This window comes from Kitasatospora sp. NPDC059817 (genome assembly GCF_042731835.1).
In the GTDB taxonomy this organism is placed as follows: Bacteria; Actinomycetota; Actinomycetes; order Streptomycetales; family Streptomycetaceae; genus Kitasatospora.
In genome coordinates this window covers 1-19,409 of the sequence record NZ_JBHWIR010000148.1, presented here as the reverse complement: position 1 = coordinate 19,409, position 19,409 = coordinate 1, and the positions used below count along the sequence as shown (strand labels likewise).

The following is a 19,409-nucleotide window of genomic DNA, read 5'->3' as shown; positions in this document are numbered from 1 at the left end:
GCCGAGGAGCCCGCTGCCGCCGCCCCGGTGGCCGAGGCCCCCGCCGCCGAGCCGGCTGCCGAGGAGGCACCCGCCGCTCCGGCCCGCCGGGCCCGTCGCCGCCGCGTGGTCGAGGCCGCGCCGGTCGTCGAGACCCCGGTCGAGGAGCCCGCCGCCGCGGAGGAGCCCGTCGAGGAGGAGCCGGCCGAGGAGGCCGTGGCCGTCCAGCCCGCGCCGGCTGCCGAGCCGACCCACCGGGTGCGCCGCCGTGCGGTCCGCCCGTCCACCGCGATCTTCCAGGCTCCGGTGTTCCAGGAGCCCGCCGCGGCCCCGGCCGCCACCCCGGCTCCCGCCGTGCAGCCGCAGGCGCAGCAGCAGCCCGCCGCTGCGGCCCCGGCGCCGGTCGAGGCCCCGGCCGCCGCGCAGCGCGAGGAGGACGAGTTCGAGTACAGCGGCGTCGGCCGCCGCCGCCGGGTGCGCACCTCGGTGCGGGTGCAGCCGCCGAGCCGTTCGAAGGCCGCCGAGCGGAAGGCCGCCGAGCGGGCCGAGCGGGCGGAGAGGGCCGAGAAGGCCAAGGCCGTCGAGAGGGCGAAGGCCGCCGAGAAGGCGAAGCCGGTCGAGCGGGTCGTCGAGGTGCCGGTCGAGACGCCCGTCGTCGAGGCCCCCGTCGCCGGTCCGGAGACCGAGGGCGAGTGGGAGGACGACCGTCCGTCGCGCCGTCGCCGTCGGGGCGGCCGCCGTCGTCGCCGTGGCGAGGCCGAGGAGTTCGAGGTCGAGGCCGTCGAGACCGGGCAGTCCGTCGTCGAGGAGCCGGCCGCGGACGCCGAGGAGGACGTCGAGGACGACGACGACCTGGCCGCCGGCCTGTCCTCGTCCCGCCGTCGTCGCCGTCGTCGCCGCCGCAGCGGTGAGGCCGGTGCCGTCGAGACCGCCGAGACCACCGAGGACGGGGTCCGCACGGTGGTGAAGGTGCGCGAGCCGCGCCGCCGTTCCACCGAGCCGTCCTTCGACCCGGACGAGGTGCAGTCCATCAAGGGCTCGACCCGTCTGGAGGCGAAGAAGCAGCGCCGCCGCGAGGGCCGCGAGCTGGGCCGCCGCCGGGTGCCGATCATCACCGAGGCCGAGTTCCTGGCCCGCCGCGAGTCGGTCGAGCGCGTCATGGTGGTGCGCCAGAACGGCCAGCGGACCCAGATCGGCGTCCTCGAGGACGGCGTGCTGGTCGAGCACTACGTCAACAAGGAGCAGGCCACCTCGTACGTCGGCAACGTCTACCTGGGCAAGGTCCAGAACGTGCTGCCGTCGATGGAGGCCGCCTTCGTCGACATCGGCAAGGGCCGCAACGCCGTGCTGTACGCCGGCGAGGTCAACTTCGGTGCGCTGGGCCACGGTGGCCCGCGCCGGATCGAGTCGGTGCTGAAGTCCGGCCAGTCCGTGCTGGTGCAGGTCTCCAAGGACCCGATCGGCCACAAGGGCGCCCGCCTGACCAGCCAGATCTCGTTGCCCGGCCGCTACCTGGTCTACGTGCCCGAGGGCTCGATGACCGGTATCTCGCGCAAGCTCCCCGAGAACGAGCGCGCCCGCCTGAAGCAGATCCTCAAGAAGATCGTCCCGGACGACGCGGGCGTCATCGTGCGCACCGCCGCCGAGGGCGCCTCCGAGGAGGAGCTGACCCGCGACGTCCAGCGGCTGCAGCAGCAGTGGGAGGACATCCAGAAGAAGGCCGCGACCGGCAACGCCCCCGCGCTGCTGTACGGCGAGCCGGACATGACCGTCCGGGTCGTCCGCGACATCTTCAACGAGGACTTCACCAAGGTCATCGTCTCCGGCGACGAGGCGTGGAGCACCATCCACGACTACGTCTCCAACGTGGCCCCGGACCTCGCCGGGCGGCTCCAGCGGTGGACCTCCGAGGTGGACGTGTTCGCCACCTACCGGATCGACGAGCAGCTGATGAAGGCGCTGGACCGCAAGGTCTGGCTGCCCAGCGGCGGTTCGCTGGTGATCGACCGCACCGAGGCGATGGTCGTCATCGACGTCAACACCGGGAAGTTCGTCGGCCAGGGCGGCAACCTGGAGGAGACGGTCACCCGCAACAACATCGAGGCGGCCGAGGAGATCGTGCGCCAGCTGCGGCTGCGCGACCTCGGCGGCATCATCGTGATCGACTTCATCGACATGGTGCTGGAGTCCAACCGGGACCTGGTGCTGCGCCGCCTGCTGGAGTGCCTGGGCCGGGACCGGACCAAGCACCAGGTGGCCGAGGTCACCTCGCTGGGCCTGGTCCAGATGACCCGCAAGCGGGTCGGCCAGGGCCTGCTGGAGTCCTTCTCCGAGCCGTGCGTGCACTGCAACGGCCGCGGCGTGATCGTTCACATGGAGCAGCCGAGCGCCCACGTCCACACCCCGGCCGTGTCGGCCGAGGCGGCCGCGGGCAGCAGCAAGCGCCGTCGTCGGGGCAAGGGCGGGGCGGCCGCCGAGGAGCCGCAGGCCGTCGAGGCCGCGGTGGCCGAGGTGGTCGTCGAGGGCGAGCCGGTGCGCGAGGAGATCGAGGGCCAGCTGGCCCTGGAGGTCCCGGGCGTCGAGGCGGAGGCCGTCGAGGAGGCCCCGGCCGTCCAGCCGGACCTGGTCGAGATCCCCGCCGCCACCGCGGCTCCGGCCGGCCGCACCCGCCGCCGCGCGGTCCGCAAGGCGACGGCTCCGGCCGGGGCGCCGGGCGAGGCCGAGATCGTGGTGCTCCAGGCGCGGGCCGACGCGGCGCTGGAGGCGGCCCTGGAGGCTGCCACCCCGGCCGCCCCGGCCGTGGTGACCCCCGAGGCCGTCGAGGCCGTGGAGGCCGTCGTCGAGGCGCCCGCGGAGGAGGCCCCGGCCGTCGAGACCGTGGAGGCCGTCGTCGAGGCCCCGGCAAAGGAGGCCCCGGCCGCCGAGGCCGAGGCCGAGGAGCCGTCCGCGGAGGAGGCTCCGGCGCCCAAGAAGCGGGCCGCCCGCAAGACCGCCGCGAAGAAGACCGCCGCCAAGAAGACGACCACGGCGGCCAAGAAGACCACCGCCCGCAAGACCGCGACCAAGCGGACGAGCGCGGCGGCCAAGAAGGCGGCGGCCGCCGAAGGTGATACGGCGGCCGAGTAGTGCCCACGCGCCCGGGGCGGGACCCTTCCCGCCCCGGGCCGTACGGGCCGGTTTGCCCCCCGGGCGGCCGGTCCGTATTCTTGACCCTCGGCGTGTCTACGCCACACGCTCCCGAGCACATCACCTTCCCGAAGCGCCGCGTTCGCGCGGCAGCGGGCGGGGAGAGGCCCCTGTGTCCGTACCCAGGCGGCTGGCGTCGGGAGTTCCGACCGAGTAAGGAAAGCAGGTACCGCATGTACGCGATCGTTCGCGCAGGCGGCCGCCAGCACAAGGTCGCCGTCGGCGACGTGCTGGAGATCGACCGTATCGAGGCCAAGCCGGGTGACTCGGTCGAGCTCTCGACCATCCTGATCGTCGACGGCGAAGCCGTCACGTCCGACCCGTGGGTCCTGGCCGGTGTGAAGACCCACGCCGAGGTCGTCGACCAGACCAAGGGTGACAAGATCATCATCCTGCGCTACAAGAACAAGACCGGCTACCGCCGTCGCCAGGGTCACCGTCAGAAGCACACCGCGGTGCGCATCACCAGCATCGACTCGGTCAGCAAGTAAGGGGATAGCGAGATATGGCACACAAGAAGGGCGCAAGCTCTACCCGTAACGGCCGTGACTCGAACGCCCAGCGCCTCGGCGTGAAGCGCTTCGGCGGCCAGGTCGTCTCCGCCGGCGAGATCCTCGTGCGCCAGCGCGGCACCCACTTCCACCCGGGTGCGGGCGTCGGTCGCGGTGGCGACGACACCCTGTTCGCGCTGACCGCCGGTGCCGTGCAGTTCGGCACCCGCCGCGGCCGCAAGGTCGTCAACATCGTGGCCGTCGAGGCCTGAGTCACACCAGACTCACAGTGAAGGGTGGGCCGGAATGTTCCGGTCCACCCTTCATGCTTTACGCAGGTAGCAGCAGACTTTCGCACACTGGAGGCACACCATGACCACCTTCGTGGACCGCGTCGAACTTCACGTCGCCGCGGGTAACGGGGGCCACGGCTGCGCCTCCGTGCACCGGGAGAAGTTCAAGCCGCTCGGCGGCCCCGACGGCGGCAACGGCGGCGAGGGCGGCAGCGTCATCCTCACCGTCGACGCGCAGGTCACCACCCTGCTGGAGTACCACCACTCGCCCAAGCGCAAGGCCACCAACGGCAAGCCCGGCGCGGGCGGCCACCGCACCGGCGCGGACGGCGGCGACCTCGTCCTGCTGGTGCCGGACGGCACCGTGGTGCTGGACCGCAACGGCGAGGTGCTGGCCGACCTGGTCGGGCACGGCACCAGCTTCGTCGCCGCCCAGGGCGGCCGCGGCGGCCTCGGCAACTCCGCGCTGTCCTCGGCCCGCCGCAAGGCGCCCGGTTTCGCGCTGCTCGGCGAGCCCGGCGAGGCCCGCGACATCGTGATGGAGCTCAAGTCCGTCGCCGACGTGGCCCTGGTGGGCTACCCGAGCGCCGGCAAGTCCTCGCTGATCTCGGTGCTCTCGGCGGCCAAGCCGAAGATCGCGGACTACCCGTTCACCACCCTGATCCCCAACCTCGGCGTGGTCACCGCCGGCGACACCGTGTACACCATCGCCGACGTGCCCGGCCTGATCCCCGGCGCCAGCCAGGGCCGCGGCCTGGGCCTGGAGTTCCTGCGGCACGTCGAGCGCTGCTCGGTGCTGGTGCACGTGCTGGACTGCGCCACCCTGGAGCCCGGCCGCGACCCGCTGACCGACCTGGAGACCATCGAGGCCGAACTGGCCGAGTACGGCGGTCTGGAGGAGCGCCCGCGCCTGGTCGCGCTCAACAAGGTGGACGTGCCGGACGGCCAGGACATCGCCGACCTCACCCGGGAGTCCCTGGAGGAGCGCGGCTACCAGGTGTTCGAGGTCTCCGCCGCCTCCCGCAAGGGCCTGCGCGAGCTGAACTTCGCGCTGGCGCAGATCGTCGCCGAGGCCCGCGCCGCCAAGCCGGTCGAGGAGTCGACCCGGATCGTGCTGCGGCCCAAGGCCGTGGACGACGAGGGCTTCACCATCACCGAGGAGGACGGCGCCTACCGCATCCGCGGCACCAAGCCGGAGCGCTGGGTCCGCCAGACCGACTTCTCCAACGACGAGGCCGTCGGCTACCTCGCCGACCGGCTGGCCCGCCTCGGCGTCGAGGACAAGCTGTGGAAGGTCGGGGCGCACGAGGGCGACACCGTCATCATCGGCCCGGACGAGAACGCCGTCGTCTTCGACTGGGAGCCGACCATGGCCGCCGGCGCCGAGATGCTCGGCCGCCGCGGTGAGGACCACCGCCTGGAGAGCCCGCGCCCGGCGGTCGACCGCCGCCGCGAGAAGCAGAAGGGCCGGGACGCGGCCGAGGCCGAGTTCCTCGCCTTCGAGGCGCTCTCCAGCACCCGCCCGGCCGCCATCGACGAGGGCGACGACGAGGAGTGACCCGGCCGGCCGGGACGCGTCCTGAGCCGGCCCGGGCGAACGGCCCCCACCACCCTCCGGGGCGGTGGGGGCCGTTCGCGTGTCCGGCCCCGTCCGGAACTGACGGAGCGTCACTTCGCTCGGGAGGCCCGGGGCTTCAGCGGGTCGGCCGGGCCGTGCCGGCCGTCCGGACCGGCGGCCCGGCCGTGGCGGCGCCGGTCCAGCCGGTGAAACACCCTGCGGGCGACCTGCGCGGATCGCGTAGATTTCGGGGGTGACGGCCGGGCCCGGCCCGCCGCACCCGCACCACACCGGAAGGGCGTACAGCGAGATGAGCGAGGACTCACTGCGCGAGGAGGTGCTGACCGCCCGGCGGATCGTCGTCAAGGTCGGCTCCTCCTCCCTCACCACGGCGGCCGGCGGCCTGGACGCCGACCGGGTCGACGCCCTGGTGGACGCGCTGGCCAAGGTGCGCAGCCGCCCGGACGCGCCAGAGGTCGTCCTCGTCTCCTCCGGCGCCATCGCCGCCGGCCTGGCCCCGCTCGGCCTGGACCAGCGGCCCAAGGACCTGGCCCGCCAGCAGGCCGCCGCCAGCGTCGGCCAGGGCCTGCTGGTCGCCCGCTACACCGCCTCCTTCGCCCGGTACGGCATCCGGGTCGGCCAGGTGCTGCTCACCGCCGAGGACGCCAGCCGGCGCGCCCACTACCGCAACGCCTACCGCACCCTCGACCAGCTGCTGGCGATGGGCGCGATGCCGATCGTCAACGAGAACGACACCGTCGCCACCGCCGAAATCAAGTTCGGGGACAACGACCGGCTGGCCGCGCTGGTCGCCCACCTGGTCCGGGCCGACCTGCTCGTGCTGCTCTCCGACGTGGACGGCCTCTACGACGGCGACCCGGCCCGGCCCGGCACCAGCCGGATCGACCAGGTGAGCGGCCCGCACGACCTCGACGGCGTCGAGATCGGCAGCGCGGGCAAGGCCGGCGTCGGCACCGGCGGCATGGTCACCAAGGTCGAGGCGGCCCGGATCGCCACCGGCGCGGGCATCCCGGTGGTGCTCACCGCCGCCAGCCAGGCCGCCGACGCGCTGGCCGGACGGCGCACCGGCACCCTGTTCCTGCGCACCGGCAGCCGCACCTCCGACCGGATGCTCTGGCTGGCCCACGCGAGCAGCCCGCGCGGCGCCCTGCACCTCGACGCGGGCGCCGTCACGGCCGTCGTCTCCGGCGGCGCCTCGCTGCTGCCCGCCGGGGTCACCAAGGTGGACGGGGAGTTCACGGCGGGTGATCCGGTGGACCTTCTTGCCGAAAACGGCCACATCGTGGCTCGCGGACTGGTCAACTTTGATGCGAGGGAGTTGCCCCGCCTGCTCGGCCGGTCCACCCGCGACCTGGCCCAGGAGTTCGGCGCCGCGTACGAGCGTGAGGTCGTCCACCGCGACGACCTGGTCGTTCTGCGCGGCTGACCGGCCGGTGTGCCGGTACCGGCCGATCGGTTGAGCGCGGTCGGCGGGCCGCTCCGTACGGGGAGTGGCCCGGCCGCGGGCGAGGAGCGGTGCAGCCGTACCGGTCGGCCGCGGGCCGGCGGGTCCGGTGCGGGGGACGACACGACATCGCCGAACAGGAGGCCGCCGGTGGAACGCAGAAGCGAGGCAACGCTGACCGCAGGGACGGCGGGCCGGCGGCTGACCAGCATCGACGGCGGACGCGGGGACGGACCCGCCGAGCCGGCCGGTCCGCCGCCGCAGGGGCCCGGCGGGACGCGCAGGCCGCGGTCGCAGCACGCGGACCCGGGGGAGCCGCCCACCGTGCCCGAGCAGGCCAGGCTCTGGCACGTGGTGCTGAGCGTGTCCGGGCAGGTCACCCCGCTGTCCTCGCTGCGCGTCTCGTTGGAGCGGCTGGCGTACGACCACTCGTTCTTCCTCACCGCCCGCTACGCCGCCGACCACGCCGAGATCCGGTACTGGGAGCAGGCCCGGGACCTGCACGACGCGGCGGCGATCGCGCTGCGGCTGTGGGGCGAGCACAAGGTCACCGCGAACCTGCCGCCGTGGGAGATCGTCGGCCTGGAGGTGGTCGACCGGGCGACGTACCACAAGCGGGTGGCGGAGGGCTTCGGCGATCCGCCGCCGCACCTGGGCGGGGTGCACCCGTACTGAGGGGGGACGCACCCGGGGTGCGGTCCCGGGGGTGCGCCCCGGAGTCGGGTGAGCCGCAGGGGAGAACCGTCTCGCCGGGCCGTCCCGCCAGGCGAAATGGCCGCTCGGCGGGCCCTGCGCAGTCGCTACCCTTGGCGCATGACCAGCGACCTCGCCACCGCCGACAGCCCCGTCCTCGCCGTAGCGCGCCGAGCCCGGGAGGCCGCCGCCGCGCTCGCCCCGCTGCCGCGCAAGGCGAAGGACGCCGCGCTGCTGGCGATCGCGGACGCCCTGGTGGCCCGCAGCGCCGAGATCACCGCCGCCAACGCCGAGGACGTGGCCCGGGCCCGCGCGGCCGGCACCGCCGAGTCGGTGATCGACCGGCTGAGCCTCGACCACGAGCGGATCGCCGCGATCGCCTCCGACGTGCGCGACGTCGTCGGCCTGCCCGACCCGGTCGGCGAGGTGCTGCGCGGCTACACCCTGCCCAACGGCCTGGACGTGCGCCAGGTGCGGGTGCCGCTCGGCGTGGTCGGCATCATCTACGAGGCCCGGCCGAACGTCACGGTGGACGCCGCCGCGCTCTGCCTCAAGTCCGGCAACGCCGTGTTGCTGCGCGGCTCGGCCTCCGCCTACCGCTCCAACACCGCGCTGGTCGCCGTCCTGCGGGACGCGGTCGCCGCGGCCGGGCTGCCCGCCGACGCCGTCCAGCTCGTCCCGGGCGAGAGCCGGGACTCCGTCCAGGAGCTGATGCGCGCCCGCGGCCTGGTCGACGTGCTGATCCCGCGCGGCGGGGCCTCGCTGATCCGCACGGTGGTCGAGGGCTCGACCGTGCCGGTGATCGAGACCGGCACCGGCAACTGCCACGTCTACGTGGACGCGCAGACCGACCTGGCGATGGCCGTCGGCATCCTGCTGAACTCCAAGGCGCAGCGGGTCAGCGTCTGCAACGCGGCCGAGACGCTGCTCGTCCACCAGGACGTCGCGGACGCCTTCCTGCCGCTCGCGCTGGCCGCCCTCGCCGAGGCCGGGGTGACCGTGCACGGCGACGACGCGGTGCTCAAGGCCGCCGAGGGCGGCGCCGCCACCGTGGTGCCCGCCACCGACGAGGACTGGGGCGCCGAGTACCTGTCCTACGACCTGGCCGCAGCCGTGGTGCCCTCGCTGGACGCCGCCGTCGAGCACATCCGCCGCTGGTCCTCCGGCCACACCGAGGCGATCGTCACCACCTCGCAGGCCGCCGCCCGGCGCTTCACCCGGTTGGTCGACTCGACCACGGTGGCCGTCAACGCCTCCACCCGCTTCACCGACGGCGCCGAGTTCGGCTTCGGCGCGGAGATCGGCATCTCCACCCAGAAGCTGCACGCCCGCGGCCCGATGGGCCTGCCCGAGCTGACCAGCACCAAGTACATCGTCACTGGTGACGGGCACGTGCGCGGCGAGGCGACGCAGACCGTGGGCGGGGACGCGGACGCGCGCTGAGCGCGGCCCGCGCGGCGGGCCGGCCGGGCCCCGGGGCGGTCGGCAGCGGCCCGCGTCACACGTGTGACGGACCAACTGCGATGAGCCACAGACAAATCGGCCGCCCGGTAATACGCTGAATCCGTGGCTGACGATGTGGGGGGCTCGCCGTACCCCGACGGCGCCGACCACGGTGGTGCGGACGACGAGTTCGCCACCGTGGTCTTCGATGAGGCCTTCGTCCGGTCCGCCGCCGTGCACGAGCCGACGGCCAAGGAGCGGCAGCTCGCCGCCGCCGAGGCCCGGTTCGAGCCGGACACCGCGGGCCCGGTCTGGGGCTATGACGTCACCGCCGGGGACGGGCTGCCGCTGGAGCTGCGCCCGCACCCGAGCGGACTGGACGACGACCACCTGTACCCCGATCCCTGGTCGGGCCCCGGCCGGGCGACCGGCCGCCCGGGCCGGCGCCGACGCGGCTACGACCCGGGGCGCGGGCGCGGGCGGTACGTGGCCCAGCAGCGCTGGCACCGGCCGGTGGCCTGGGTGCTCGCCGTGATCATGGGCGTGAGCCTGGTGGCCGTCGCGGTCGCGGCGATCTACCAGGGCGTGGGCGGCTCCTCCGGCGCGCCCCGGCGCCCGGAGTCCGGCAGCAGCAGCCCCGGGACCGACCCGAGGCCCGCGCCGGCCGAGCCGTCGCTCGTGGTCACGGCACCTGCGGGGTGACGTCGTAGGGCGTGGCGCAGGGGTGGTGCGCGCCGGGGCGGGCGGTTGCGGGGCGTTCCCGGGAATCTGCGGTCGCACCCTCGTGGAGGGGCGAGGGCGCGCCTTACCCTGGTGTCATGGGTGACCCGCGAGAGCCTCCTGAGGGTGCGCCCGACGGTGGTTCCGGCAATGAGGACGAGTTCCGGTCCGTCGTCTTCGACGAGTCCTTCGTCCGGGCTGCCCGGATCCAGGAGCTGTCCGCCCGGGAGCGGCTGGCCGGGTCCTTCGGCCGGGCGACCCGCCCACGGGTGCGGTTCGGCCCGCTGGGCAGCGTGCCGCGGCAGGCGCTCGCCCTGCTGCTGCTCGTGCTGCTGGCCTTCGGGGCCGCGGTGTACTTCGGGGTCAGCTCGCCGAACCGGATCTCGGCCCGGCCCGAGGGCAGCCAACTGACCGTCAGCCTGGTCGCGTTGAGCCCGGCCTCGGTGGTCCGGCCGGTCGCCGACCCGGCCAACCCGTTCGCCGCGCTGCCGGTCGGGTACAGCGACGGGGCGATCGGACTGGGCACCCCGACCGGGGCCGCCACCGAGCACTTCAGCCGGGTCGAGGTGACCAAGGCGCTCGACACCGTCCAGCGCTACCTGGTGGCCTCCTCGCTGGCCCCGGCCACCCTCGTCCAGGGCGCGACCGCCGATGTGCGGGCCTTCGTCACCCCCGGGGAGCAGGCCCAGTTCGACACCAGCGTGACCCAGTCGGTCGACGACCGGCACCACGCGCTGACCGGCTGGCTGGTGCGCTTCGACCCGGCGCAGGTCGCGCTGGCCGCCGACACCGTGAAGGTGACCGGCGCGATGCGGATCGACGAGGCCGACGGCGGCACGCTGCAGATCACCACCGACCACACCTTCGTCTACGCGCTGAAGCCGGCCGGAGCCGCGGCCGGTGCGCCCGTCACCCTGGAGACCGTCCGGCGGCAGCTGACCTTCCAGTTCGACCGGGTCGACCTGGCCTCGGCCCAGCTGCGGCTGGTGGACTCGGTGATCCAGGCCGGGCCGGAGCCCTGCACCACCTCGATGGCCGGCTTCCTCCAGCCGGTGCTGGCCACCCCGCAGGGCACCCAGGTCCCGCCGCCGGCGCCGATCGATCCGGGCAACCACGCGCAGCCGGCCTGGCAGGTGTGCGGGGTGCTGGCGCCCTAGCTAGGCCCTGTCCGGGGCGTCGGCGGCGAGCGGGAGGCGGACCACCGCGCGGGCGCCCGGGCCGGGCGGGGGCGGGTCGGTGAAGGCGGCGGTGCCGTCGACGCCGCGGGCGATCGAGCGGACCAGGGCGAGGCCCAGGCCGGCGCCGCCGGCGTCGCGGGAGCGGGCGTCGTCCAGCCGGACGAACCGGTCGAAGACCCGCTCCCGGTCCTTGGGCGGGATGCCCGGGCCGTCGTCCGTGACGGTCAGCACGGCGTGCCCGTCCTCGACGGTCACCGAGACGGCGACGGCGGTGCGGGTGTGCCGGGCGGCGTTGTCGAGCAGGTTGCGCACCAGTCGGCCCAGCCGCAGCTCGCTGCCCGGGACGGGCGCGGGCTCCAGGGAGACGGCCAGGAAGGCGGGCCCGCCGGTGGACGGGTGGGCGCGTTCGGCGACCTGCTCGCCGACCAGGTCGGCGAGGTCCACCGGCTCGCCGCCGGGCGGCCCGGTGGGCTCCTCGACGGCGGCGAGCAGCAGCAGGTCGTCGGTGAGCAGTTGCAGCCGCTCGGTGTCGGTGAGCGCGTCGCGCACCACCTGCGGCCACTCCACGCCCGCCGGGTGGGCCAGCGGGACCTCCAGCGAGTTGCGCAGCGCGGCCAGCGGGCTGCGCAGCTCGTGCGAGGCGTCCGAGACCAGCCGGCGCTGCTCGTCGATCGCGTGTTCCAGGCGGCCGAGCGTGGTGTTGGTGGTCTCGGCCAGCCGTGCGATGGCGTCCCGCGAGGGCGGCACCGGGACCCGCTCGTGGAAGGCGCCGGCGCCGATCCGGGCCATGCCGCGGCGGATCGACTCCACCGGCCGCAGCGCCAGGCCGGTGACCAGCCAGGCGATCAGGGCGGTGAACAGGGTGGCGCCGGGCAGCACGTAGCGCAGCAGGATGCCGGTGATCCGGTCCTCGGCCTGGTCGGCGACGGTGGGGTTGACCAGCAGGTAGACGGTGACGCGCTGCTCCGGCAGGCCCAGGATGCCGGTGTACTGCCGCAGGGCCTGGGAGGAGACCGGGTCGGTGACCCGCTTGATCATGGTGACGTCCCGGCTGGTGAGGGAGGGGCCGTTCTCGGGCCAGTGCCACAGCCGGGTGTGGTCGGGCAGGGTGATCCGGACCTGCTCGGTGTGTGCGGGGGAGACGTCCTGGGGGTAGGGCGGGAGGGGAGCGAAGGGTTCGGGTGGCAGGCCCGCGTACTCGCCCAGCAGGGTGCTGGGCCCGAGCCCCTTCTTGTTGGGGTAGATGGTGATGCTGGCCCGGCCGTTGGGGGATAGCGGGAAGGCCACCTGGCCGTCGGCCAGGACCAGCAGGAACGACTCCTTCAGGGTCGAGGTCCAGGTCTGGGCGCCGGTGGGTATGTCGTGGGCGACGAGCTCGGCACTGTCCTGGGCCTGTTTCTCGGCGACCGCCGTCCACTGGTCGTGGACCGCGCCGCCGACCCAGAGGGCGGCCACCGAGAAGGCCAGCACCGAGGCGAGGGCCGCGCCGAGGGCGGCGCGGACGCGGAGCGAGGAGCGGTGCCAGGGGCGCAGCAGCGGGCGGAGACGGTCAGTGCGCATCGGGCACCAGCCGGTATCCGGCGCCGCGCACCGTCTCGATCCGGCAGCCGACGCCGGGCACGTCCAGTTTCCGCCGCAGGGCGGCGATGTAGACCTCGACGATGTTCACGTCGCCCCGGAAGGCGGCGTCCCAGACGGTGTCCAGGATGCCGCCCTTGGGGACCACCTCGCCGGGGCGGTGGGCCAGGCATTCCAGCACGGCGAACTCCTTGGTGGTGAGCCGGACCTGTCGGTCGGCGGCGGTGCAGCGGCGGGCCGCCGGGTCGATCCGCAGCGCGCCGACCGCGAGCACCGGCGGGCGGGCGGCGGCGCCGCGGCGCAGCAGGGCGCGCAGCCGGGCGGTGAGCACGACGTAGGAGAACGGCTTGCTGAGGAAGTCGTCGGCGCCGCAGTCCAGCGACTCGGCCTCGTCGTACTCGCCGTTCTTCGCGGTGAGCATCAGAATCGGTACGGAATTCCCGGCGGCGCGCAGTTCGCGGCAGACCTTGAAGCCGTTGAGGCCGGGCAGCATCAGATCGAGCACGATCGCCGAATAGGGCTCGGTGAGGGCGAGTTCGAGCCCCCGGACGCCGTCGTGGGCCAGGTCGACCGCGTATCCCTCGGCCGCCAGCCCCTGCCTCAGGGACTGCGCGAGCCGCTCCTCGTCCTCGATGATCAGTAGCCGCATGACGGACATCCTTGGGGGAATTCCGTTTTCCCGCAACGGCCTTGACCGGCTTGCCCGGGATATCCGAGCTGAAGTTTTCCTCAGCTTTCCTCAGTTTCCCTTCAGCGGGGAATTCCTAGCGTCCGGGTCATGGATTTCCGACGTGTGCTGCCGTGGTCGGTGGCCGCCCTGCTCGCCCCGCTGTACGCGGCCGTCTCGCTCACCAGATACGGCCGGTTGGAGAGTGCGGGTTTCGACCTGGGCATCTTCGAGGAGGCGGTGCGCGCCTACGCCCGGCTCGAAGCACCGGTGGTCGCGCTGAAGGGCACGGGCTTCAACCTCCTGGGCGACCACTTCAGCCCGGTGCTGGCGGTGTTGGCGCCGTTCTACCGGCTCTGGCCGGGGGCGGGCACGCTGCTGGTGGCGCAGGCGGTGCTGGTGGCGCTGTCCGCGGTGCCGGTGACGGGGTACGCGGTGCGGGTGCTGGGGCCGGCGGGCGGGGCGGTCGCCGGGGTCGCGTACGGGCTGTCGGCGGGGTTGCAGAGCGCGGTGGCGTTCGACTTCCACGAGGTGGCCTTCGCGGTGCCGCTCGCGGCGGCCGCGGTGGTGGCGCTGGCCCGGGAGCGGTACGGCCCGGCGGTGGCGTGGGCGCTGCCGCTGCTGCTGGTCAAGGAGGACCAGGCGCTGCTGGTCGCGGCGGTCGGCGGCTACGTGTGGTGGCGCGGGCGGCGCCGGCTGGGGGCGGTCACCGTGCTGGCGGCGGTGGCGGCCGGGCTGCTGGTCACCCTGGTGGTGATCCCGGCGCTCAACCCGGGCGGCGAGTACACGTACGGGCACATGGGGGAGTACGGCGGCGGGAACCCGCTGGTCCGGCTGCTGTTCCCGGCGGTCAAGGCGCTGACCGTCCTGCTGCTGCTGGCGCCGACGCTGCTGCTGGCGCTGCGCTCGCCGCTGGTGCTGCTGGCGGGCGTGCTGCTGGCGGCCCGGTTCTGGGTGGACAATCCGGCGTTCTGGCGCACCGGGCAGCACTACGACGCGGTGCTGGTGCCGCTGCTGTGCACGGCGGGGCTGCACGGGGCGGGCCTGCTGCGGCGGGCGCGGCTTCGGCTGCGCCCGGGCCGGGGGCTGCCGGTGGCGGCGGGGATGCTCGCCGTCACGGTGGCGCTGACCGCGACCGGCCCGGTGGCGGGCGTGCTGTCGGGGGACGCCTGGCGGGGCGACGGGCGGGCGGCGCAGGTGCGCCGGGTGCTGGCGGTCGTCCCGGACGGCGCCCGGGTGGCCGCCGCCAACCGTCTGGCGCCGCAGCTGACCGGGCGCTGCACGGTGTCGCTGTTCCCGTACCTGACGCCGCCGGGCGGGCCGGGCGGTGCGGGCGGGCCGGGCGGCTGGGGGCGCCCGGTGGCGGAGTGGGTGGCGGTGCTGGAGGAGCCGGACGGCTTCCCGGTGCCGGTGACGGAGCAGCGGCGGTTCCTGGTCGGGCTGGTCGACGGCGGCGGGTACCGGCGGGTGGCGGACGGGGCCGGGGTGGCGGTGTACCACTGGCAGCCGGGGTAGGCCCCGGCAGGGGGGGGGGGGGGCGGGGCGCCGCGGCGCGGGGCGGCGCCGCCCCGCGGCGGGCGGGGGGGGGCGGCCGGGGCGGGGCGCCCCCCGGGGGGGGCGCCGCCCGGCCCGTCGGCGCGGGTGCGGCGGGTCAGCCGTCGGTGCGCTCGCCCCGGTCGGTGCGGCCGTCCTCGCGGGTGGCGGAACCGCCGCGGGAGCCGCCGGTGAACGTGTCGGCGAAGGTGTCGCGGAGCTTGCCGCCGACGGTCGCGGCGCCGCCGGCCACGTCGCGGATCAGGCCCATCAGCGGGTCCTTGCTCTCCTTCACCGAGGTCGTGTAGTGGTCGGCGGCGGCCTTCCACTGCTCGCCGACCGAGGTGTCCGGGTCGTCCGTGCGGCGCGGGTAGGCGCCGGCCAGGATCGAGCGGTACTCGTCGCTCTCCGCCCACTTCTTCAGCTGGGCGACCCGCACCACCGCGAACGGGTGGCTCTGCGGCAGCAGCTGGAGCAGCTTGAGCACGCCGTCGCGCAGGTCGCCGGCCTTGTCGTACTCCTCGGCCTGCTCCAGGAAGGCGTCGACGTTCAGTTCGGCCAGGTTGTGCCCGCCGGCCAGTTTCATCAGGGCGCGCATGGACGCCTGGACGTCCTGCCCGGCGAGCAGGCCGGCCCGGTCGCTGGACAGCTCCGCCTTGCGGAACCACTCCTTGAGCGCGGTGACGATCGCCATGATCGCCAGGTTGCCGAGCGGCACCCAGGCGACCCGGGTGGCGATGTTGGTGAGGATCATCAGCATCGTCCGGTAGACCGCGTGGCCGGACATCGCGTGGCCGACCTCGTGGCCGATGACCGAGCGCAGCTCCTCCTCGTCGAGCAGCTCGATCAGGCCGCTGGTGATCACGATGATCGGGGTGTCGATGCCGATGCAGTACGCGTTGACCGTCGGGTCCTGGGTGACGTACAGGTCCGGGACCTGCTCCAGGTCGAGCACGTAGGCGGCGTCGCGCACCATGTCGTACAGCTCGGGGAACTGGCGCTCGGAGGTCTTCACGGCGGTGGCCAGGAACATCAGCCGGATCGAGCGCTCGGACACCAGCCCGGCGAGCTTCCGCAGGACGTCGTCGAAGCCGGTGAGCTTGCGCAGGGCGACCAGGGCGGAACGGTCCGCGGGGTGCTCCCAGGCGCGGGTGGAGATGTCGGGGAAGCGCTGGCGGCGCCGGCTCGGGGTCTTCGCGGTCGGGTCGGTCATGGTCTGAGTACCTCCTGGTCGACGGCGGCCCCGGCTCGGCGGCCGGCCCCCGCTGGTCTACGCCTGCAACGACTGTCCTTGCAACGTCCGCGGTTGCGTACTCGTCCCCGCGGCCGGCCTGTGCGCGGGCCGGGCCACGCCGCAGGGGCCGGTGGGCGGCGCCGGTGTGAGGCCGGTCTACCCTGAATGTCCTGGAGAACCGAGACCGGATCCGGCCGCGGTACCGAGCAGTTCGAGGAGCCCCGCAGATGTCCACCGACGCGCTTGTCAGCCTGGCCGCACCCATCTCCAACGAGGCCGGCCCGGGCCTGTTCCTGCGGATCATCGTGGTGGCGTCGTTCGTCGGCGTCGGCCTGCTGGTCTGGATCATGGCGCGGGCCTTCCGCGGCAACTGAGCACCGCCGCCCCGGTTCGGGCTCACGCCCGGTCAGCGGCGGTGGGCCGCCGAGCGGTTGCCGGGTAAGCCCCCGTACGATGACAGGTGGGCCTTCACCGGCCCGGAAGAACCCCTGGTCCGTTCACCCGAGCCGAGAAGGTCCCGCCGACCATGAACACTGCCGCCGCACTCCCCGTCCTGAACCTGCTCGCCGAGAGCGAGGGGGGCAACCACGAGAGCCTGAACCCGTACCTGACGGGTGGCGCCGCACTGTTCATCCTGGCGCTCCTGCTCTTCGTGACCACCCGCTTCAACCGGGACCGCTGAGCCGCCTCCCGGGGCCGCTCGGGGAGCGTCCGGCGTACCGGCCGGCCGCTCCCTCCCGCGTCTTCGGACAACCCCCACCCGGGCGTTCCCGCACCGTAACGGGCGTCGCGTAAGGTGTGGCGGCATGGGAGAGCAGGCCGGGAATCCCGGCGGACCGGAACCGGTGAAGAAGCGCCTCGGGGTGATGGGCGGCACCTTCGACCCGATCCACCACGGCCACCTGGTCGCCGCCAGCGAGGTGGCGAGCGCGTTCCACCTGGACGAGGTGATCTTCGTGCCGACCGGGCAGCCGTGGCAGAAGAGCGACCGCCACGTCACCCCGGCCGAGGACCGCTACCTGATGACGGTCATCGCCACCGCCGAGAACCCGCAGTTCTCGGTCAGCCGGATCGACATCGACCGCGAGGGCCCGACGTACACCGTCGACACCCTGCGCGACCTGCACTCCCAGCACCCGGACGCCGACCTCTTCTTCATCACCGGCGCCGACGCGCTCGCCCAGATCCTGTCCTGGCGCGACTCCGACGAGCTCTTCTCGCTCGCGCACTTCATCGGGTGCACCCGCCCGGGACACACCCTGTCGGACGCCGGACTCCCGGTGGGCGGGGTCTCCCTGGTCGAGGTCCCCGCGCTGGCCATCTCCTCCACGGACTGCCGCAACCGGGTCGCCAAGGGCGAACCGGTCTGGTACCTCGTCCCGGACGGCGTGGTCCGCTACATCGACAAGCGGGCGCTCTACGCGCCGCACCGGACCTGACCAGGAGCGGGCGTGACCGAGCGAAGCGGCGGAGGCCGGCAGCACCAGCACCAGCAGCAGCCGGAGGACTGGTCGACCGGGCAGTACCAGCAGTACCAGGGGGGCTACCAGCAGCAGCCCGAACAGGTCCCGGAGCAGCAGCAGTACGACCAGTACGGGCAGCCGGTGTACACGGGGGACCCGTACGGCGGCTACCAGGAGCAGCAGCCGTACCAGGCGTACCAGCAGCCCCCGCAGCAGCAGTACGGCCAGCAGCAGTACGACCAGTACGGGCAGCCCGTGCAGCCTGGGCAGCCCGCGCAGGCGTACCAGCAGCAGGGGGGCTACGGCTACCAGGACCCGGCGTACGGCGCATGGGGGTCGCCCGGGCCGGAGGCCGGGGGCGGCTACCAGCAGCAGGCCTACCCGGCGGCGGGTGCGCCGGCGGCGGTCGAGCCCGAGGCCGTCGTCGCGCCTGCGCCCGTCGCGTCCGCGCCCGGCGCCCCCGTCGCCCCCGCGCCGCCGCGCCCGCGCGTGCCCCGGCCCGCCGCCGAGGCGGCGGGCGCCAAGCCCGAGCCGCCGTCCGAACTGGTCGGCGGGGCCCGGGCCGGCAAGGCCGGCGGCAAGCCTGGAGGCAAGGTCGCCAAGGACGACTACCCCACGGACGAGTTCACCTTCGTCGACGAGGAGGGGGAGGAGTCCGAGGACGTCATCGACTGGCTGAAGTTCGCCGAGTCCCGCAGCGAGGTGCGCGCCGAGCGCCGCCGTCGGCTGCGCAACCGGCTGATCGGCCTCGGCGTGGTGGTGGCGCTCGCGGCGGCCGGCACCGGCGGCTACCTCTGGTTCACCGGCGACAAGCAGACCGCGGCGAGCGCGGCCGGTCCGCGCCAGGTCAGCGTGGTCCACCTGCGCGACCTCCAGGGCAAGGTCTCCAGCGCGCTGCTGGTCAACGACTCCACCGGGAAGAAGGGCACCGTGCTCCTGCTGCCCGACACCCTGCGGCTGCCCGGCCCCGGCGACCCGCCGGTCACCACCGTCGGCCAGGCCATGGACAGCATCGGCGCCTCCGCGACCCGCGACGGCCTGTCCACCGTGCTCGGCGCCCCGGTCGCGGGCACCTGGCGGCTGGACACCCCCTACCTGGAGATGCTGGTCTCCCAGCTCGGCGGCGTCCGGGTGGACACCAACGCCGAGACCCACGAGGGCGGCAAGCCGGACGGCAAGCTGCTGTCCGCGGCCGGCAAGAACACCCTGCTGAACGGGAAGGCCGCGGTCGCGTACGCCACCCTCCAGGCGACCGGCGAGAACCGGGACGCCCAACTGGCCCGGTTCGGACAGGTGATGGACGCGGTGGTGCGCACCATGCCCACCGAGTTCAAGGACGCCAAGGACGACGTGCACCGGATGAACGCGGTGCTCGACCCCTCGCTGCCCGAGGACGCCCTCGCCGGTGTGCTCGCCCAGCTCGCCCAGCAGGCGAAGGACGGCCACCTCGGCACCACCGCGCTGACCGTCAAACCGGACGGCGGCCTGGACGAGGCCACCGCCGGCAAGCAGGTCAAGGACGTGCTCGGCGGCACCGTGAAGTCCGCGGCCTCCGCCGACGCCCCCGCCCGGGTCTCGCTCCAGGACGCCACCGGAAACGACCAGGCGGCGGCCGCCGCACAGGTCCAGATCGTGAACTCCGGCCTGACCTTCCTGCCCGGTTCCAAGACCGCCGCGCAGGCCGCCAGTGAGATCCGCTACACCGACGACGCCCGGCAGGCCGCGGCGAAGTCGCTGGCGATCAGCCTCGGACTGCCGGACACGGCGGTGAAGAAGGTCGGCGACGCCCAGAACGCGGACCTGGTGGTCGTGCTCGGCAAGGACTACCAGCCGCCGAAGAGCCAGTAGGCCGCGGCCTCCGGCCCGGGCGGCCCCTCGTACGCCCAGCAGTCGTGCACCAGGCGCACGCCCTTGGGGCGGCCGGTGGT

At 74.2% G+C, this 19,409-nt stretch carries 17 protein-coding genes; 14 read left to right on the top strand and 3 right to left on the bottom strand.

The genetic code is table 11. The features are described from left to right. The 9 genes from ACFV61_RS26405 to ACFV61_RS26365 all read left to right on the top strand — a co-directional run. On the top strand, nucleotides 1-3,105 hold a 3,105-nt coding region (locus ACFV61_RS26405; protein WP_380494258.1), incomplete at its 5' end, for a ribonuclease E/G. A 233-nt stretch (nucleotides 3,106-3,338) separates the two neighbouring features. Further along, the gene (rplU, locus tag ACFV61_RS26400) at nucleotides 3,339-3,656 is read left to right on the top strand and encodes a 50S ribosomal protein L21 (RefSeq protein ID WP_063347554.1); all 318 of its coding nucleotides are present in this window, start codon (nucleotides 3,339-3,341) and stop codon (nucleotides 3,654-3,656) included. A 14-nt stretch (nucleotides 3,657-3,670) separates the two neighbouring features. Further along, entirely contained in the window at nucleotides 3,671-3,928 is a 258-nt protein-coding gene (gene rpmA / locus ACFV61_RS26395) for a 50S ribosomal protein L27 (RefSeq protein WP_030309712.1), read from the top strand. A 100-nt stretch (nucleotides 3,929-4,028) separates the two neighbouring features. Beyond that, nucleotides 4,029-5,507 carry a GTPase ObgE gene (gene obgE / locus ACFV61_RS26390; RefSeq protein WP_063347553.1) on the top strand — a complete coding sequence of 493 codons (1,479 nt, stop codon included), beginning with the start codon at nucleotides 4,029-4,031 and terminating at the stop codon, nucleotides 5,505-5,507. 310 nt (nucleotides 5,508-5,817) lie between these two features. Beyond that, nucleotides 5,818-6,954: a glutamate 5-kinase gene (gene proB, locus ACFV61_RS26385; RefSeq protein WP_063347552.1), complete on the top strand. Its 1,137-nt coding sequence runs from the start codon at nucleotides 5,818-5,820 to the stop codon at nucleotides 6,952-6,954. A gap of 168 nt (nucleotides 6,955-7,122) precedes the next feature. Next, the gene (locus ACFV61_RS26380; protein ID WP_363369892.1) at nucleotides 7,123-7,647 is read left to right on the top strand and encodes a hypothetical protein; all 525 of its coding nucleotides are present in this window, start codon (nucleotides 7,123-7,125) and stop codon (nucleotides 7,645-7,647) included. 138 nt (nucleotides 7,648-7,785) lie between these two features. Then, entirely contained in the window at nucleotides 7,786-9,108 is a 1,323-nt protein-coding gene (locus ACFV61_RS26375) for a glutamate-5-semialdehyde dehydrogenase (RefSeq protein WP_063347550.1), read from the top strand. Nucleotides 9,109-9,231: 123 nt separating this feature from the next. Further along, nucleotides 9,232-9,810: a hypothetical protein gene (locus ACFV61_RS26370; RefSeq protein ID WP_063347549.1), complete on the top strand. Its 579-nt coding sequence runs from the start codon at nucleotides 9,232-9,234 to the stop codon at nucleotides 9,808-9,810. Nucleotides 9,811-9,926: 116 nt separating this feature from the next. Continuing rightward, complete coding sequence (locus ACFV61_RS26365) at nucleotides 9,927-10,985, top strand: hypothetical protein (protein ID WP_063347548.1); 1,059 nt, start codon at nucleotides 9,927-9,929, stop codon at nucleotides 10,983-10,985. Here ACFV61_RS26365 and ACFV61_RS26360 read toward each other — a convergent pair whose 3' ends face one another. After that, nucleotides 10,986-12,566 carry a sensor histidine kinase gene (locus ACFV61_RS26360; RefSeq protein ID WP_380494256.1) on the bottom strand — a complete coding sequence of 527 codons (1,581 nt, stop codon included), beginning with the start codon at nucleotides 12,564-12,566 and terminating at the stop codon, nucleotides 10,986-10,988. Beyond that, complete coding sequence (locus tag ACFV61_RS26355) at nucleotides 12,556-13,233, bottom strand: response regulator transcription factor (RefSeq protein WP_380494254.1); 678 nt, start codon at nucleotides 13,231-13,233, stop codon at nucleotides 12,556-12,558. The genes ACFV61_RS26360 and ACFV61_RS26355 overlap by 11 nt, the downstream gene beginning before the upstream one ends. Nucleotides 13,234-13,362: 129 nt before the next feature. Here ACFV61_RS26355 and ACFV61_RS26350 point away from each other — a divergent pair, with 129 nt between their 5' ends. Next, entirely contained in the window at nucleotides 13,363-14,766 is a 1,404-nt protein-coding gene (locus ACFV61_RS26350; RefSeq protein ID WP_380494252.1) for a DUF2079 domain-containing protein, read from the top strand. 136 nt (nucleotides 14,767-14,902) lie between these two features. On the opposite strand, the gene ACFV61_RS26345 is transcribed toward ACFV61_RS26350, so the two are convergent. Next, nucleotides 14,903-15,997: a M48 family metallopeptidase gene (locus ACFV61_RS26345; RefSeq protein WP_063347544.1), complete on the bottom strand. Its 1,095-nt coding sequence runs from the start codon at nucleotides 15,995-15,997 to the stop codon at nucleotides 14,903-14,905. Nucleotides 15,998-16,245: 248 nt separating this feature from the next. Between ACFV61_RS26345 and ACFV61_RS26340 the strand changes: the two genes are divergently transcribed. The 4 genes from ACFV61_RS26340 to ACFV61_RS26325 all read left to right on the top strand — a co-directional run bounded on the left by ACFV61_RS26340 (nucleotide 16,246) and on the right by ACFV61_RS26325 (nucleotide 19,329). Beyond that, entirely contained in the window at nucleotides 16,246-16,392 is a 147-nt protein-coding gene (locus ACFV61_RS26340) for a hypothetical protein (RefSeq protein WP_159398425.1), read from the top strand. A 152-nt stretch (nucleotides 16,393-16,544) separates the two neighbouring features. Then, the gene (locus ACFV61_RS26335; RefSeq protein ID WP_167745857.1) at nucleotides 16,545-16,700 is read left to right on the top strand and encodes a hypothetical protein; all 156 of its coding nucleotides are present in this window, start codon (nucleotides 16,545-16,547) and stop codon (nucleotides 16,698-16,700) included. A gap of 124 nt (nucleotides 16,701-16,824) precedes the next feature. Next, nucleotides 16,825-17,457 carry a nicotinate-nucleotide adenylyltransferase gene (gene nadD / locus ACFV61_RS26330; RefSeq protein WP_063347543.1) on the top strand — a complete coding sequence of 211 codons (633 nt, stop codon included), beginning with the start codon at nucleotides 16,825-16,827 and terminating at the stop codon, nucleotides 17,455-17,457. Nucleotides 17,458-17,469: 12 nt separating this feature from the next. Further along, nucleotides 17,470-19,329 carry an LCP family protein gene (locus ACFV61_RS26325; RefSeq protein ID WP_380494250.1) on the top strand — a complete coding sequence of 620 codons (1,860 nt, stop codon included), beginning with the start codon at nucleotides 17,470-17,472 and terminating at the stop codon, nucleotides 19,327-19,329. Nucleotides 19,330-19,409: the final 80 nt, after the last annotated feature.